An 18,071-nucleotide genomic window follows, 5' to 3' on the forward strand; every position below is an offset into this window, starting at 1 on the left:
GAAGTTAATGTTTGAATGATATGAAGTGCATTGTTATCGGTTTAGGACATTTTGGACTGGCTTTGTCACAGCGTTTGACGGCTTTGGGACATGAGGTGATCGGAGTTGACAACGATTTGAATAAAATCAATCAGTACAAGGACAGCATTACGACGACCATTGCCTTGGACGTCCGGAGCGAACAGGCTTTGGGATCTCTACCTTTGAAAGATGTGGATATCGTGTTTGTAGTCATCGGTAAGGATTTCGGTACCTCTTTGTACGTACTTGCCCTGTTGAAACAATTTGCAGTCAAGCGTATCGTTGCCAGAGCCATGTCGGAGGTTCACAAAACGATTATGGAGACGATGGGTATTACGGAGATTATCAATCCGGAGTGGGAATATGCCGATTTTTTTGCCCTGAAGGTAGAGTTGGCAACGACCATCGATTCTTACGTGGTCGATACCGATCACGTGATTATCGAATGGGAAGTTCCTGCCGGATTCGTCGGTCGTAAATTAGGCGATGTGGATTTCGAGCGGGAGTTCGGTTTGAAATTGATAACCCTGAAACGTTTGCAGGAAAAAGAGGATAAGCCTACGGTTCTGCCCGAGCTGCCAAGTGATCTGATACTTGAAAGAAGAGATATTCTGGTGCTTTTTGGATTGCACAAGAACTTCCGGAAGTTAGGAATTCAATTGCAATAAGTAATTTTTTAAGATATCCCCATTCCGGAACTCCTGTAAAAGAAAAGGATCTTTTTCGAACTCCTTTTTTACATTTTCCAGTTCCTTTTCCGTTTGTAAACCCGGAATAACGGTTGTCCGAAAAAGATACTCTATACCTGAAGCCCGAATGATACGAATAGACTCTTTTATTTTGTCCAGCAATTCGGAACTTATATTGGGGCTTATTTTCCGGTAGGCAGTTAGGTTTAACGCGGATTTTATGTCCATGGCAATTGCATCGATCCGTTTCCCGGCAATAAGTTCTCGGAGAAGGTCGGGATTGCTCCCGTTCGTGTCCAATTTTATGTCGAACCCTAACTTTTTTATTTTTTGGACAAAAAGAATAAGGTCAGGTTGAAGGGTTGGTTCGCCTCCGGAGATAACAACTCCGTCCAACCATTGGCGGCGTTTGGACAGAAACGAAAATAGTTCCGCTTCCGTCCATTTTTGATTTTCCGTAAAAAGTTCCGGTAGGACAAGGGAGGGATTGTGACAATAACCGCACCGGAAATTGCATCCCTGGGTAAATATAACGGCGGTCACTCTCCCTTCCCAATCGATCAGGCTCTGTTTAATCAATCCTCCGATTCGCATATCGCAATTTCTTCCGTGATGCTGTTGTCAAAATGTTTCCGGTCGTCAAACTCGGCCCGTTTTCCGTTGTTCCATTGACTCACTGGACGCATGTAGCCGACGATCCTGCTGTATACTTCCGACTTCGCTCCGCATTGGGGGCAGGTAAAATGTTCTCCGGCTATGTAACCGTGGGAGGGACATATGCTGAAGGAAGGCGAGAGCGTGATATAGGGTAACCGGAATGCGGAAGTTACTTTCCGTATCATGTTTTTAGCGGCTTGGGCGGAAGTCCGGTGTTCCCCGGTAAAAACGTGGAAGACGGTTCCTCCGGTATAAAGGGTTTGAAGCTGATCCTGTTGTTCGAGTGCTTCGTACAGGTCTTCCGTAAAATGTACCGGTAAATGGGTGGAATTCGTGTAATAAGGTTGTGCTCCTTTTTCGAATTCTTTCCGGTTGGCCACGATAATGTCCGGATATGCGGCCGTGTCCAATAAAGCAAAACGGTAGGAGGTACTTTCTGCCGGAGTGGCTTCCAAATTATAGATGTTGCCGGTCTCCTCCTGAAATTCGGTTAAAATGTCCCGCATGAAAAGCATTGTTTTTTGAGCGAATTCTATTCCGTCCGAATGGGTGATAGGTACTCCTAAGAAGTTGAGGCAGCATTCGTTCATTCCGTTTATCCCGATGGTAGAGAAATGGTTTTTCCAGAAACAGTCGTAACGTTCGTGTACGTGTCTGAGGTAGTATTTGGAGTAGGGATAAAGTCCTTTTTCGGTATAACGTTCAATGACTTTTCGTTTGATCTCCAGGCTATCTTTAGCGATTTCCATCAAATAACGTAGACGTTGATAAAAGTTTTCTTCCGATACGGATTCATAACCTAAACGGGGCAGATTGATGGTAACGACACCCACGGACCCGGTAAGCGGGTTGGCAGCAAACAGTCCTCCTCCCCGTTTCATCAATTCCCGTTTGTCCAAGCGTAAACGGCAGCACATGCTGCGGACATCGTCCGGTTTCATATCGGAATTCACGAAATTGGAAAAATAGGGAATCCCGTATTTGGCCGTCATCTCCCATATCCCTTCGTATTCGGGATTGTTCCAATCAAAATCCGGAGTGATATTGTAGGTCGGGATAGGGAAGGAGAAGAGACTGCCGGAAGCATCACCTTCGTACATTACTTCGGCAAATGCTTTATTCAGTAAAGTGACCTCCGCTTGGAAGTCGCCGTATACTTCTTCCTTGATTTCTCCGCCGTGAACAATCGGTTCGTTTTTTAAGAAATCCGGAACAGTTAGGTCCATGGTAATGTTGGTAAAAGGGGTTTGGAAGCCGACTCGTGTCGGTACGTTTAAGTTAAACAGAAACTCCTGTAAGCATTGTTTTATCTGTTTGTAATCCAATTGATCGTAGCGGATATAAGGGGCCAGGAAGGTATCGAAATTGGAGAAGGCCTGAGCCCCGGCGGCTTCTCCCTGCATGGTATAGAAAAAGTTGACAATTTGTCCTAAAGCTGTCCGGAAATGTTTGGCCGGTTTACTTTGGGCTTTTCCCTCAACTCCCCTGAAACCGACTGTTAGTAAGTCTTTCAGATCCCATCCGACACAATACACGCTTAAAAATCCGAGATCGTGAATATGAAGGGCCCCGCTTTTGTGAGCTTCGGATATTCTCTCCGGATAGAGATTGTTTAACCAGTAATTGGATGTGATCTGGGTGGAGATATGTTGGTTTAACCCTTGTAGAGAATAGGACGAATTGGCACTCTCTTTTACTTTCCAGTCGCTTAAAGTCAGGTAATCGTCCATCACTTCGATATTGGTAAGCAATACCTTGGAATTCCGGATCTGTTCATGTTGTTTCCGGTAAAGCAGATAAATTTTCAATAAATTGAAATCTCCGTGTTGAAAGAGTACCTGTTCAACCGTGTCCTGTACGATCTCCACGTGGGGAATGACTCCTTCCGGGGTGTCGGTTTTTAGAATTTCAATCACCTTGTTGCAGAGTTCGCGTGCTGTTTTACGATGAGGGTTTCCCGTTGCTCGCGTAGCTTTAAAAATCGCTTGTTCGATTTTTTCCGCTTTAAAATCGCAAATCTCCCCGTTGCGTTTTACAATTTTTGAAAAAGAGCTGTTTTCGTTCATTCTTAAAGGTTTTAGTAATGAATAAATAAATTTACTATAACCTTGGGTAAAATGAGAATAGTCCGATAGGCAAGCCTTCTCCTCGCTTTTCACCCGAAAGTTACGGATATATCGCAATCGGCAGGTCTTCTGACTCGCTATTTTCGACCTCCTTCCCATCGGTTAGCCGACAGTGGATCTCTTGATCGAAAAACAAAAAAAAGCTTACAGCTACGGGTATAGTCCCGGATTTTCACCGGATTCCCTATTAATCACAAACGTGAACCGAATGCATGACGAAAGTAAATAAAAATAAGATAGGATATATCGTAATTTTTGTTTTTAACAATAATTCTAAGTGAGATATATTGTTAATGAACTTGTATTAGGTTATTTGCGTGTATGAATAGGAAAATTTTGTATGATATTTATTTAGTAAAGTTTTCATTCTTGGGAAACATTTTAGTCTGAATATTCTTTTTGGCAATCCTTGCAATGAGATCCCGGTGCTTCAAATTCCAACGTGGCATGAATAATGCCGATATGCTCCAATTCATGTTTCAAATCGCATTTTACGGTTTCCATTTGGGACATGTCATCGATGACGACGTGTACGGTAAGAGCGGTTTCGGTCGTGCTTAAAGCCCAGATATGCAAATGATGAAATCCTTTTACCCCGCGGGCAGAGGCAATGGTTTTTTCGACCTGTCTGTAATCGGTTCCGGCGGGAACCCCGTCTAAGGACAAGCGAATACTGTCTCGCAGCAATCCCCAAGTGGAATAAACGATGATGACGGCAATTCCGATCCCGATAAGCGGATCGATGATATTCCATCCCGTGTTGGCGATAATCAATCCGGAGACCAAAACACCGATGGAGACCAAGGCATCTGCTGCCATATGTAGATAAGCTCCTTTTACGTTCAGGTCCTTTTCTTTATCTTTCATAAACAGCCAGGCCGTGATCCCATTGATGACTACTCCGACTCCGGCAACCCAGGCGACGGCGTCTCCGTCGACCGGCTGAGGATGGAATAGTTTGTTGATGCTTTCTCCCAAGATGAAGCCTACGGCAATCAACAGGATGACGGCATTTAAAAGGGAGGCTAAGACCGTGCTTTTTTTGTAGCCGTACGTGTATTTGGTATTGGCTTGTACGCGGGAAAGCCGGAAAGCCAGCATGGCCAATACAAGACTGAAGACATCGCTTAAGTTGTGTCCCGCATCCGAGAGTAATCCCAAAGAATTAAACCAGAATCCTGCAACGAATTCAACGACCACGAAAGCCGTGTTTAACATGATCCCTATGATAAAAGCTTTATTTAGACTGGTGATTCTATGGTGGTGATGTTCGTGCGTATGTTCCATTTCTTTTGGTTATGCCAATAAAATTAAACTTAAAGCCATGATTCCCATTCCGGAGATAAGTCCGTAGATGGAGATGTGGTGTTCTCCGTATTCCCGGGCGGCAGGAAGTAATTCATCTATGGAAATAAAGACCATGATACCTGCGACGGCTGCGAAGATACATCCCATCAGAACGGGCGACATAAAGGGCATGAGTACTAAATAAGCCAGAAGAGCACCGGTCGGTTCCGCCAGGCCGGACAGAAGGGAATAACGAAATGCCTTTTTACGATCTCCGGTTGCATGGTAAATAGGAACAGAAACGGCAATACCTTCCGGGATGTTGTGGATGGCGATAGCGACGGCTATTGCAATTCCTAAAGTCGGGCTTTCCACTGCAGCCGTGAAAGTAGCGATACCTTCCGGGAAGTTATGGATGCCGATGGCCAGGGCCGTCATCAGTCCCATGCGCATCAATTTTGTATCTTTGGGGGGAGGGGTATCCATACTTTCTACGGAACGAACTTCGTGAGGATTTTCAAAGGAAGGTACCAGACGATCGATGATACCGATCAATGACATTCCCGCGAAGAAGCAGAGGACCGTCATGGTCATACCGTATTTTGAACCTAACTCGGCCGTAAGGGAAGTTTCCGCCTGTTGGAAGATTTCCACGAAAGAGACGTATATCATTACTCCTGCGGAGAGTCCCAGCGAAAAGGAGAGAAAACGTTTGTTCGTGTGATGGGTGAAAAAAGCGATCAGGCTACCGATACCGGTTGCCAATCCTGCAAGTAAAGTCAATAATAACGGAATAAATAAACTTTCTTTCATGAATTCGATATTATCCGGGTTATACCCGATGTTTTCCGGAGATTTCGTTTGGTTTATTTTACAAAGATAGATTTTTTACGGGTATGAAAAAGCCTCGGTAAAGAAAATGAAAATTCATTTTTTGGGACATGGGATGGACGTTTTCGGAGTGCTGCAGAGGACCATCGTTTCTCGGGAAGGTTTAAGTTAGGGTAGGGATTTTAAAAGATCGGTCAATTCTTCGAACGAGTGTACGGGGATTTTTTCTCCCCCGGAGGGAAGAAAACTCATCTCCCGGGCCGTTTTTAGTTTTAATATCGGGTAAAGAGTGGAAGGGTAGGGATAGGAAAGGCAGATGTAATGGTTTCTGTTTAAAGCGTTGATCGCCCAATGTTTTAAGGTTTCGTCTTCCGCCTCGACGATGATATGGCGATCTCCCCGTATGGGCGGATAATAGTTTCCCTGGGTAAGGTCGAATTTTATTTTTTCCCGGTCGAATAGCGTATCCATGCTGTTATCGAAAATCAGGTCTTCCGTTACCCCGCAACGTAATCCTTCCGTTTTCGATAGCAACCATAGCCGATCCGCCAGAATAAGGGCTTGTTCTATATCATGGGTGGATAACAGAATCGTTTTTTGTTGTCGGTAAGCAAGGGTATGCAGGAGTTGCATGATCTCTATTCGGCTCGTTACGTCTAAAAAAGCGGTGGGTTCATCTAAAAGAATTACCGGACATTCTTGGACCAATGCTTTGGCTATCATCGTTTTTTGTCGTTCTCCGTCGGATAGTTCGGCAACGTAATTATTGAATTTGTTTTCTATCCCCACGGAACTCATAGCCTCTTCGATGATTTTGTGGTCACGTGCATGGAGTCGTCCGAAAAATCCGGTATGCGGTTGACGTCCTAAAGAGATTAATTCATAGACGGTCAATCCTCCGGCCTGTGTCCGGTCCGTGAGTACTACCCCTATTTTTCGGGAACGTTCTTTTTCCGAATAGTCGGATAAAGGTTTCCCTTCGAGTTGCACTTCTCCCGTTAATGGGGGTTGGAATGATGCGAGTGTACGTAAAAGCGTGGATTTACCGGCCCCGTTGGGTCCCAAAAGACAGACTAATTCTCCTCTATGGAGTTCGAAAGAGAGGTGTTGCTGGATTGGGTTCGTCTCTTTCCGGCCTTTCCTGTATCCGATGGTCAGGTCCTGCGACCGTATGATGGGATTATTTTGCATATTAGTTGAAGTATTGGATCTTGCGTTGTTTAATGATGACGTAAATGATCACGGGGGCTCCCAATACCGGCGTTACGGCATTTAACGGAATGATGCCCGATTCCCCCGGTAATACGCATATCAGATTACATAATAGGGCAATGGCCCCTCCCAGCAGCATGGTGTTCGGAAGGAGAGAATTATGGTTCGAGGTGCCCAACAGGAGTCGTGCGACATGAGGAACAGCTAAGCCGATAAAAGCGATAGGACCGCAAAAGGCCGTTGTGACTGCTGTTAATAGCCCGGTAGCGATCAGTAGCATATGACGGATACGGCGGATGTTTATACCTAAGTTCTCGGCATATCGAGTGCCTAACAGAAGGGCATTCAGGGGTTTTGTCAATGATAAGGAGAGGAGCAATCCGATGAGACAGGTAGCGGAGAAAAAGGGCAATTGTTCCATAGATACTCCGCCGAAATTTCCCATCCCCCATATAATATAAGAGTGTACCCCTTCCGCCGTGGCAAAAAAGTTCAACAGGGCAATGACGGAAGAAGCTATATAGCCGATCATAATACCGATAATTAACAACATGATATTGCTTTTCGTCAGTGTAGAGAAAAACAGAATCATTCCCATAACTACCATGGAACCGGTAAAAGCTCCCAGAGTGACGGAAAAAAAACCGGATAAGTTGAATGCGCCCGCTGAAATAATGCCTCCTCCCAATAACATGACAAGGGCGACTCCCAAGCTGGATCCGGTCGTAATTCCTAAGATGGAAGGGCCGGCTAAAGGATTGTTGAAGGCTGTTTGTAACATCAAACCGGAAGCCGCTAATGCCGCTCCGCATAATAGGGCCGTAATACATTGGGGAACGCGTGATTCCCAAATAATAAATCTCCAACTCGCTTTTTCGACATCCTGTCCGCACAAGATGTCCCAAACGGCATCAACGGGTATATGGACGGAACCTATGATCAAATTACCATACAACAACACCAGGATGGTGCCTGTTAGTAATATTCCGAATTTTCGGCCGGGAGATGTCATGTGTGAGGTATTCATTCCGTCAGTTTTTGGAAATAATATGCTTGATAATCTTTCACTAATTCAGGATGAAAAATACTTATCAGGTCTTTTAATAATAATTCGGGGTGGAAGGGGGACTCCTCGTAAAAAGCGACCTTACCCGTGTTGCATCCGTACACGTTCTTCTCTTTGAAGGCTTTGAATTTGGCGTAGGGAGCGTAGTCCGATTTTAATTCGCGAAGAGTCTTGTCTGTTTGCTGATTGTATTTTATCAGCCAAAAATCGGCCTCGTGTCCCTGGTCGAAAACAACTTCGAAGGCCAGGGGAACAGATCCGCTCCGGGGGTCGTCGCTCCATAGATAGTGGGCGCCGGCATCCGAATACAGTTGTCCCATCGTGCTTTTTCCACCCGGCACGTACCAGGCCGATCCGCTTCTTAGTTCGCTGATAACGGAGGGTTTTGACGGTGCCGTCAAGGCCAATTGACATAATCGCTTATACTCTTTTGTTACCGCTGAAAAGAGAGAGTCTGCTGTTGCTGCCTGTCCGAATAATAATCCGTAAAAGCGCATCCATTCCGCCCGTCCCAAGGGAGAGGTTTCCATGTAATCGGCACATTCGATGATCGGTACGTCCAATTTTTCAATTCGTCCGTAGCCGCCGCTATTTTCGAAAGGAGAGAGTAAGATGGCATCCGGGTGAATATCGATGATTTTTTCGATATCGGGATTCATGCTGCTTCCCAAATCGGCGATTTTACCTGAGGAACATCCTTCTTGTATTTCCGGTATTTTGATATACTGGAGATCGCAAACGCCGACGATACTTGTTATTGAACCCAATTGCCGAAGCAGGCTGCAATGGACGGAAGAGTAGACGATCGCCTTAGACAACGGGATTTTCACTACGGTTCCTTCCGGGAGATGAGTCGGAACTTTTTTCTCTTTCGGAACCAAAATGTAAGTATGTAATATTTTAGTAGTATCCCAGGGATTACGCAGTTGGGCTATCGTGTAGTCTTCAATCGGGAACAGCACGAGATTCTCGGCGTATTTCAGAGGGATCGGAGCCCCGGCAGCGTTTGAACCGGATGGTTGGTTTTTGCAGGAAAAACAAAGAAGAATAAGACCGACGAATAGGATATGAATTTTCATAGATATAAAAATAGATAAATATAGTGTGATTGTCCTGCCCGTTTTTTCAGGCAGGACTTTTCTATCAGGGTTTATCCCATAAGCCATTTTCCATATCTTGGTAAGTCGGATCGTATCCGTTGCCGGAAACCTTCCATTGGGCTGCTTCCAAAGAGTAGATGACGCCTTCTATTCCTTTAAATGAGGTCAACATCATGTTGTGTTGAATTTTAATACTGCCTACACTCTTCAAGGAACTGAAACCGTTTAGGTCGGTGATGTATTTGTTGCTGTAATAAGAGCTGAAACCGCATAAGGCAAACATGCCGCCCACGCTTTGCAGTTTGGGAGCCTGAACATCTGACATATTGCTTTGATAGTTTGCCGTGGTTATATTGAAATCACCTTTTACCGTTTCCAATACCGGGAGTGCTAAGATGTCGACGTTGACTCCTTCTGCTTTTAAACTTCCTAATTTTTTCAAAGCGGATAAATCGAGCGTGATCTTATTCTGAATTTGGATATCCAGCTTTCCGCCGATTTCCGTTAACCGGGGTAAATTAAAGCTTCCTGTAAGGCCGTAGACCAATAACGTGAAATCGCCGTTTACTTTTTCAATATCCAATGTCCTGTCCTGATCCGGTATATTGATGTAATACCTCAATCGGTCGACCTCTTTAATCCCTTTTATAAGGATATTGGATGTGGTGACATTGATATAGCCCGGGAAAATTTCTTTACCGGTTAAGGTCGCTTCATTTTTTATCCCTTCGAATTCCATTGAAGTAAGATTTTCCAAATTCGAAATATTTACATCTTTCAGGGCATCATTATTTTTGATAGCCAATCTGGGAACTCTTTTTAATGAGGAGAAATCGGAGAATGACTCAAAAGGCACGGAGTAAATAGTTAAGGTACCTCTTACCTCTTTAAGAGAGGAGAACCCGTTTAAGCGGGTAATCAACGGGAGTCTGTACATCCAAAAATCTCCTCCCACGTAAGAGAGCGCTTTCAATCCGTCTAAATTTTCCACTGCCGATAGGTTATCCAGAGTGAATTTTCCACCGATGAATTCCAGCGCTTTCAGTCCGTCCACGTTTGTGATCTTACTGATGTCGGAAAGATTCAACTCTCCGTCGACTCTTTTTAACGAGGATAGATCCAATTCGACCAAAGAACGATCGGAAGATAGATTCAATGCACCCCAAATCTTTTCCACCTTAGGTGCTGAAAGGGTTTCCAAGGTCGAGAGCGATCCCAAAGTAACACTTCCCCCAATATTGGTTAACTTGGGAAAGTTTATGGTTGCGATCTTACTCTGACTGCTTTCTACATATAACGTTTGGGCGATATCTTTTAATTGGGGGAGGTTTACCTCTTCCAGTCCGGTCCCTTTGTTGATGCGTATGGCCCCGACCGATTCTAAATTTTCCAATCCTTCTAAATTCGTCCCGCCGTATGTAGAGTTGATGATGAGGTCGTATTTTACTTTCCGAAGTTTGGCCAAGGGAGCCAGAGAGGTGACGGTTGCCTCGCCTTCTGCTTCTCCGATGGTCAGACTTCCGTTTACTTCATTTATGTCCTGTGCGGCGAAGGCTTCCAGGTCGGCTTGGGTTGCCAATACGACATTGCCTTCATGAGCGACGGATCTCTTCTCTACGACATAAGTATAGGTACGTTTACTCCCGTTATACGAAGTAACCGTAAACGTCTGTTTGATATTCCATGCCTGTACTTCCGAAAGGGACGGAGAGAGGGTAGCGTTTTCACTGGTCGTAATGGCGGCGGAAATGCCGTCGAAAGTAAAGTTTTCGGGAACGACCAGTTTGATGCTGTCCCCGTGAATTGTCGTGTGCAGTAAAGCTTCTCCTTGTTTCAGACGAAAGGAGGTTATATAGTTGTCTCCTCCCGTAAAATCACTTTCGTCGTCGCTACAACTCGTCACGAGAAGCGAGATAAACAAAAAGAAAAAAACTCTTTTTATAGATAACAGTTGCATATTCTTTTTCATTTACGAATTAAACTTCAATTTTGGTTGGGTTCTGTCCATTGGCCGTTTTGTAACATTTCGAGTGTCGGATTGTACTTGTTTTTCTCCGTTTTTAAACTGGAAATGCCCGGAATCGCCTGTTTTAAGCCTAAAAATGATACCAATGCTGCCTGACTGGTGATCTCGACCTCTTTTACGCTCGCAAGAGCAGAGAATCCGTCCAGATGGGTCAATGCCTTATTGGTATAATAACTGCTGCTCGTGTTTAGTGTCAGTTTATTGCCAATGCTTATCAAAGCCGGCATTTCGATAGAGGCAAAAGAGTTGCTATAGTCGGCCGTTGAGATGGTCATGTCTCCGCCGACTGCTGTTAAGGCCGGTATTTTCAGGGCGAAGTTTTTGGAGAAATTGTTGATCTTCAAATTCGCTCCGACCTTTGTAAGCAAGGGTACTCCGAATTCGGTTAAGCTACTCAGGCTTGACTTTAAGGTCAAATTTCCGGATACCTCTGTCAGATGCGGGAATTTTAGTGTCTTAAGTGAACTTGTATTTGCAGTAAGATCCCCGTTGATTTTGGTTATGCCTTGGGCGTCGATGTTGTATAAGGCATATCCGTTTAAATCCAAGCCTCCGATCTCTTCTATACCTTCCAATAAGGGAAACAGATTATCTGTTTGGGAGATAGAGGAGGTGCATTCCAGACGAAGGATACCGTTGAATACCTTGTCTCCGATTACTTTAGCGGTGGCTAATGTTTTGTTCAACAGGTTGAGCGTCGCGATGTCCAAGCCTTTGATATGGATCTCGGTTATATGATTCAGATTGGATAACTTTAGTTCGTTGATTTTCTTTAAAGTTGCCGGGGCTTCGAATTTTTCAAAATGGGTTATGGACTGAATCGTGAATATGCCTCCGATCGATGCCAGAGCCGGGAACCCGTCTAAATTTTCCAGGTGGGACAAGCTTTCGAGGGTTAGGTTACCGGTTATTTCGCGGAGGAGAGGAAATTTGCATGTAAGAATGGAGTTATTTCTTAATTTGATCTCTGCAACCTGTTCCAGTACGGGCATCTCCAGTTCGAGGATTTGACAATACCTGATATCCAGTGTCCCGGAAATCTCTTTTAAAGCGGGAGTGTTTAATATCTTAAGCATGGACTTGGAAGTATTGGCAAAAATAGACATACCTCCGCACTTTTCTAAAGCGGGTAGATCGATCCGCTCCACCTTTTCCAGTTTTTCGATGGAGAAGTTGTCTCCGATTCGGACTAAATTAGGGAAATAGATAGTCGGAATCAAAGAGAGAGAACCTGAAGAGGTATAGGTCAGGCCTCCTTCTATTTCCTCCAACGCGGGGAACTCTGTTTGAGCTAAATTTCCTGAAACATTCAAATGACGTCCGATACGGTTTAGCTTGGGACACACGATTTGTTCTACCTTCGCATGATTTACCGTAAAGTCTTTTCCCACGGAAATCAGGTGCGGAAACTCTATCAGTTCGAGGTTCTTGCCTGCCTGGATCGAGACTCCTCCCACTTTCTCCAAATTCTCTAATCCCAACAGATCTTTTCCGGTATACCGGTCATTGACGATCAAATCGTATCGTATCTCCCGAAGGTTATGTAACGGAACTAAAGAGGTGATCGAGTCTTCGCCGGAAGTCGATGCAATGATCAGATTTCCGTTGATTGCCGTGATTCCGTTTGTTTCGAATGCATTTACCTCCTCTTGTGTCGTGAGTTGTATGCTTCCTTCCAGTACGGATTGTTCTTTTTTTACCAGATAGTAATAGACTCTTTGTTCTCCGTTCGAAGCATTGACTTTAAAAAGCATTTGTTCGTCCCATTTGTCGATCTCTTCCGGGGAGGGTGTAATACGTGCCCGTTCGCTCAAAGTCAGTTCTGCTTTGGCCCCTTCCAGTGAAAGAGCTGCGGGGGCTGTGATGATGATACTGTCGTTGATCAACTCTGCCTTTAAAGAGGTACTGCCCTGTGTCAAAATAAAAGAGGTGATGTAATTATCCATTCCGTTAAAGGGATCGTCCTTGTCGTTACATCCCGTGATTCCGAGTACGGCAAAGAGCATGAAAACCGACCCTGTTATATTCCATTTTTTCATATTCATGATCATTTATTCTTTAAGTGATAATCATAGGCTGCACAACACTCGGTGGAAAGTTCTCCGATGCTTTCCGCTTTGGAACTTATTCCGGTTTGTACCATGACAAAATCGATGTATTTTAGTTTTATAGGGGTTCCGTCGCGTTGAACGGCATTACCGATGTCGAAACAATCTTTATTTGTTCCGTAGTTATCCACGTATCCCCATTCGTAATCCCGATTATACCAGATTCCTCCGACATTCTCGGTAAGGGGAGCCAGTTTGGTACCATATAGGGTATAGCTGTTCCCTTGGATAAACATCGGAAAATAATAGTCCTGGGAGTGGTAGCTATTGATATCCACACTTCCGGTTTTTCCCTCATTGTCGACCCAAATCACGTTGGCGCGAGTTGCCTTGGGCTTGTAGTAGGTAATGGCGTATTGACGGGTAGTCTGTTCCGGGGTAGCACTTCCTTTCAATTCGTACCATGTATCGTTCGGTAATCCGTCTCCGTTTTCATCCTGCATGACCCATACGATAGCCGGTTCGGAATTACCGGAAAAAGCATTTCCATTAATTTCTAAATCATATTCGCCTTCTTTGTTCTCCACGCTATGGTCGAAGCCCATGACGATGTATCCCCCGTAAGCCCCGAGGAAGGTGTAACTCTCGTTGGTAAGTATGGAACGGGCATCGTTTAAAGCTTGGGTGAAAGTAGAACCGATCTGGTATGAATTGAATTGATTCGGTGCGGGGATATATTCGAAAATGTCGGTTATCTTTGCGGAACTTGAGGCGGTGATCGTCCGACGATGGGTCTCTTCCGGTTCCGTACAGGTAATATCGGCTTCTGCAAATACTGTTTTTCCCCCCTCTTTTACAGATACTTTAAGGCGATAGGTTTTCTGTTGCGTAGGTTCAAAAGTGAAAAATACCGATTTTTCGTTTTGTACGGTTCCGTCTACGCTCCATTCATAAACGGCGTTTGGGGAAATACCGAATGTGGTCGGAGATAAAACTAATTTTCTCCCTTGAGGAACTGTAAATTTGGGAATCCGGTTATCCGTGGGAATCCGGTAACGGCCGTCGCTAAAGATCAATTGTGCTTCTATGACGGATAAGACCATCACTTTATTGATGTAAACGGCCTCTCCGTCTTCATTTTTTACGGTCAAAGCCAATTGGTATTCTCCTGCTTCGGGTTGATTGAAGATGAGTACGCTGTCCGTACCGGATACTTTTCCGTCTACTCGCCAGAGATAACTGGCACCTTCACTGTTCTCTACCGCGGGGGCTATCGGATAATCGATCCCGGCAAACGGGGCAAGGGAACCGATGATGGAGACCACGGGAAGGGCTTTCTCTACGACGGAGATTTTTACCTGTTTTTCTATACTTCCGTTATCCGCATCCAATCGAAAGTTAACAAAGCTCTCGCCGATTTGCTTGCCGAAGAACAGGAAGGTCGTATCGGTGGAGACGATCTCACCGTTTATCTTCCAGGAATAGACAGGATTTACGGCATCTTTTATTTTTGCTTTTAACGTGATCTCTTTACCGATTTTGACTTTATATTCTCCACTTCCGTTATTGAAAGTCACGTCAGGAGAACCGATATGTACCTTATCGTCGTCGGAACAGGATTGAAGGGTTCCGAGGAAAAGGCCCCATAACAAGATGATAAGTAAGAATTTTTTCATAATGAGCGATTTTTTATTTTAAATCTTTCAATGGTTTTGTGGTAAAAACAAGGTGTGCCGGAATATCTCCTGTGGTCACTTCCCATTTTTTCTTTCCGTCCGGGGTGAAACAATAAAGAGTGCCCGGGGTGATATAGTCTTTGGCATCAGAAATGTATATCTCTCTGGTTCTCGGATCTACGGCCAAAGAGTAGGGGACCTTTATCGATAGTTCCGTTCCGTCCTTGATAAAGTTTCTGGTTACGATACGTTTTGTTTTGGTATTGTATATGGCGTAGGTGACCGTGTTCTTTTCGGTGATTTTGCTGTATTCCGTGCTGTAGGCGTAAAGCGAATCCCCGCAAAGGTATAGCTCGCTTGCCGGGAAATTCAGAACGTCGGTGACGATGTCTTTTCTCGGATCGATGACATAGGTGTTGGAGTGTATGTTTTTATAGTCTCCCCGGGAGGTAACATAGATATTGGCATTCCGGTCGATTTTCATCCGGTGGAGGTTGATGGCTACCGGAATTTTTTTAATCTCTTTAAAACTGTTCAGGTCGATGACCGATACCGTATTGTCGTAGTTGGGAACGCGATACCCTCCGGAGTTGGCCGCGTATAGTTTATTTCCCGCAATAACCATCTCTTCCGGTTGATACCCCACGGAACAGGAGTCGAGTATTTGCAGGGTAGCCGTATCCACTTTGGCTACATACCCTAACCGGGCGTTGGGATCTATTTCTATTTTTCCGGCATAAGAGCTGACATAGGCGTATCCTTTGTCGAATACGATGTATCGGCAATTCGGGATAGAAATTGTTCCGATATGCTTGGCCGTATTGACATCCATGACTTCCACCAGATTGGAGGCATTGATAACCGCGTATAATTTGTTTCCGTAAATTTGAATGTCGTTTCCTACGTCTCCGAGTTCTTTGACAACCGAAGGATTTCTTTCCGGAAAGATATTTTTATGGTATTTTCCGGTCGTGTAGTCGAAGTAGTCCAAAGTGGCTTTATTGCTGCCCATATTTCCTTCGTTCAACAGAAAGAATCCCTTAATGGGACCGGAGACCGAATCGCTCGGCGCTACTTGGGTGATAACCGAAGAGATGATCTCTTCATCATCGTTCCGGCAGGAAGAGAATATAAAGCTTCCTACCAGAAAGAGTATACCTACATGAATTTTTAGTTTGATCATACTTTAAAAGATTAAAGGTTTATTTGTATCAGATTTCTATATTGATCGTAAACTTTACGTTGGTACCCGGCATGGGATAACACTCCACGACCTCGTATTGTTGATTCAGCAGGTTATTGATTTCTGCCGTCAATCGGATTTTTGCCTTCTTCCACAGAAATGTTTTGGAAGCCGAAAGATCGTTTGTATACCACTCTTTGGCTTTGTTTTCAGGAATATTGGCGCTCGATTCGTAACGTTTTCCAGTATAGATGAAGCTGTAGTTCAAATCCCAGCTTTTATAACTGCCGTTCAGGATTGCGGATCCGCTATGCCAGGGAATATAGGGGATCTGATCTCCGTAAAAAGGACTTCCCGGTTTACTGAAATCCTGTGCCTTCTGGTAGGTATAGTTTATTCGGGTATCGAGCAACCAATGACGTTTGAAATTCCATTGCGATTGTAAGGCAACATCCACTCCTCGAATTTCGACCTCTCCCAAATTGATCATTGTCCAGCGAAATTGGTTGGAGGTCGGAATGGCGATGATTTTATCGGTTACTTCGTTATAGTAGCCGTCGACTTGAATTTCTAAACTTTTTAGTGCCGAAGAGGTAAACTGGCGGGCATAGGTGATACCGAAATCGTATTGGATCGTGTATTCCGGAGCCAGATTTTTGTTCCCGATAAAGGTATAATACAGATCATTCAGGGTGGGCATCCTGAATATTCGTTTGTAAAATGCCCTGAAATTCAAATCTTTTTCCTCCCAGGGTTGCCAGGAAAGGATAATGGTGGGGGTATACTTTTGTTTACTGTCTGCAGCTGCATTTGTAACGCGAGTTTTATCATTGACGAAGGTACCCAGTAGACTTGCCTGTATGTTCAAACGCTGGAAATTAATAGCCGTAGCCAGTGCGATTAAGCCCGTGTAACGGGTAGGATAGACAAAATCGACGAGGTCTGCATTCAATTTATTCCATTGGAAATCGGCAGATAAATTTAGATTCCATCCGGGAAGAACGTTGAACAGGTTGGCGGAAGAAAGATATACCTCTTGTTGGCGATAGTGGTTGTTTACATACATCGTAGAAGCGTCCAAGCGGGGATCGGAGAGATAATGCAGGTAATCGTAAGCGTATTTGCCGTTGATAAGCATGCTGTAACGGTTGAAGTACTTTTTAAAAGAGCCTTGTAGAAAAAAATTGGAATCCCATTGTCGATCCTGATTTTTAAATTTTCCGGGCTCTTCACGTACCGAGGCTCCGGGATATCCTCTTTCCGAATGATAGAAATAAGTTTTTGCTTTCCATTCTCCCTCTTTGAGCTTGCCGAAAAGACCGTATTCTGCTCGAATGGCGTATACATCCCCGTTCTTACGTATTTCAGTGGTATCGTAACCGTTTTTCTTCCGGTAACTGAATTTGTATTTTCCGTTGGTATACATGTATTCTGCACTTAATGAACCGTCGATATTTTTACCGAGTCGGTTTTCCAGCAGAAAGGAGGGATTGGCCAACCCGAAGGAACCGGTCTTAAAGGTAAATTTGGCATTGTATTTTTTCCCGGGATTGAATCGGGGGATCCTGGAGACCATATAAATGGATCCGGCTGAACCGAAGTCTTTGGCCGATTGGAAAATGGCGCTTCGTTGTCCGTTGTATAATGAAATGGACTCCATATTGTCCAACGAAAAACGTCCTAAATCGATAATTCCGTTTTGGGCATTTCCCAACTCGATCCCGTCATAGAAAACTCCGACGTGTTGAGTACCCATACTCCGGATATTAACGGTTTTCAACCCTCCGATTCCCCCGTAATCTTTAATTTGTACTCCGGAAAAATAGCGTAAAGCATCAGCGACAGAGTGGACGCTTAATTTTTGTAAAGTAGCTCCGGATAAAATTTGGACGGGAATGATCTCTTTTTGTATCTGCTTGGCGGAAACAACGGCTTCCTTTATATGATACATTTTAGTTGTGTCCTGCTGTTGGGCATAAATTCCCGGTGTCGTCAACAACCATAAATTCAGAGCGATAAGATGCGAATAATTCATTTTTAGCTGTCATTAAAGTAATAAACAGCCTTCTGGAGAATATCCTGCGGTACAAATAACGAAGTTACTCTTTTGTCGTAAAGAATAAATCGGATAATGTTCACGTTTATATCC

At 44.3% G+C, this 18,071-nt stretch carries 13 protein-coding genes and 1 riboswitch; of the genes, 1 reads left to right on the forward strand and 12 read right to left on the reverse strand.

What is annotated here, in order from left to right:
• Positions 1–20 precede the first annotated feature (20 nt).
• Complete coding sequence (locus tag BN3283_RS13585) at positions 21–689, forward strand: potassium channel family protein (protein ID WP_041503353.1); 669 nt, start codon at positions 21–23, stop codon at positions 687–689.
• On the opposite strand, the gene BN3283_RS13590 is transcribed toward BN3283_RS13585, so the two are convergent.
• The 12 genes from BN3283_RS13590 to BN3283_RS13645 form a co-directional block, all read right to left on the reverse strand.
• Entirely contained in the window at positions 669–1,304 is a 636-nt protein-coding gene (locus BN3283_RS13590) for an anaerobic ribonucleoside-triphosphate reductase activating protein (protein WP_070807483.1), read from the reverse strand. The genes BN3283_RS13585 and BN3283_RS13590 overlap by 21 nt on opposite strands.
• Positions 1,286–3,433: a ribonucleoside triphosphate reductase gene (locus BN3283_RS13595; protein ID WP_041503355.1), complete on the reverse strand. Its 2,148-nt coding sequence runs from the start codon at positions 3,431–3,433 to the stop codon at positions 1,286–1,288. The genes BN3283_RS13590 and BN3283_RS13595 overlap by 19 nt, the downstream gene beginning before the upstream one ends.
• Before the next feature lie 102 nt (positions 3,434–3,535).
• Positions 3,536–3,717: riboswitch (cobalamin riboswitch) on the reverse strand.
• A gap of 157 nt (positions 3,718–3,874) precedes the next feature.
• A complete protein-coding gene (locus BN3283_RS13600; RefSeq protein ID WP_059027019.1) occupies positions 3,875–4,780 on the reverse strand; it encodes a cation diffusion facilitator family transporter in 906 nt (301 codons plus the stop codon).
• Positions 4,781–4,789: 9 nt separating this feature from the next.
• Positions 4,790–5,593: a zinc transporter ZupT gene (zupT, locus tag BN3283_RS13605; protein ID WP_059027020.1), complete on the reverse strand. Its 804-nt coding sequence runs from the start codon at positions 5,591–5,593 to the stop codon at positions 4,790–4,792.
• A 186-nt stretch (positions 5,594–5,779) separates the two neighbouring features.
• Complete coding sequence (locus tag BN3283_RS13610; RefSeq protein WP_059027021.1) at positions 5,780–6,802, reverse strand: ABC transporter ATP-binding protein; 1,023 nt, start codon at positions 6,800–6,802, stop codon at positions 5,780–5,782.
• Between the two features lies 1 nt (position 6,803).
• Positions 6,804–7,850 carry an iron chelate uptake ABC transporter family permease subunit gene (locus BN3283_RS13615; RefSeq protein WP_434059166.1) on the reverse strand — a complete coding sequence of 349 codons (1,047 nt, stop codon included), beginning with the start codon at positions 7,848–7,850 and terminating at the stop codon, positions 6,804–6,806.
• On the reverse strand, positions 7,847–8,968 hold the full coding sequence (locus BN3283_RS13620; protein ID WP_059027271.1) for an ABC transporter substrate-binding protein: 1,122 nt from the start codon (positions 8,966–8,968) through the stop codon (positions 7,847–7,849). The genes BN3283_RS13615 and BN3283_RS13620 overlap by 4 nt, the downstream gene beginning before the upstream one ends.
• A 64-nt stretch (positions 8,969–9,032) precedes the next feature.
• Complete coding sequence (locus BN3283_RS13625) at positions 9,033–10,946, reverse strand: hypothetical protein (RefSeq protein ID WP_059027023.1); 1,914 nt, start codon at positions 10,944–10,946, stop codon at positions 9,033–9,035.
• Positions 10,947–10,972: 26 nt separating this feature from the next.
• Positions 10,973–13,054, reverse strand: a complete 2,082-nt coding sequence (locus tag BN3283_RS13630) for a hypothetical protein (RefSeq protein WP_147625631.1) — start codon at positions 13,052–13,054, stop codon at positions 10,973–10,975.
• An 8-nt stretch (positions 13,055–13,062) separates the two neighbouring features.
• A complete protein-coding gene (locus tag BN3283_RS13635; protein WP_059027026.1) occupies positions 13,063–14,739 on the reverse strand; it encodes a PKD-like domain-containing protein in 1,677 nt (558 codons plus the stop codon).
• Positions 14,740–14,752: 13 nt separating this feature from the next.
• Positions 14,753–15,922, reverse strand: a complete 1,170-nt coding sequence (locus tag BN3283_RS13640; protein ID WP_059027028.1) for a YncE family protein — start codon at positions 15,920–15,922, stop codon at positions 14,753–14,755.
• 28 nt (positions 15,923–15,950) lie between these two features.
• Complete coding sequence (locus tag BN3283_RS13645; protein WP_286137693.1) at positions 15,951–17,873, reverse strand: TonB-dependent receptor; 1,923 nt, start codon at positions 17,871–17,873, stop codon at positions 15,951–15,953.
• Positions 17,874–18,071 lie beyond the last annotated feature (198 nt).

Source organism: Gabonibacter massiliensis, assembly GCA_001487125.1.
GTDB classification, from domain to species: domain Bacteria; phylum Bacteroidota; class Bacteroidia; order Bacteroidales; family Marinifilaceae; genus Gabonibacter; species Gabonibacter massiliensis.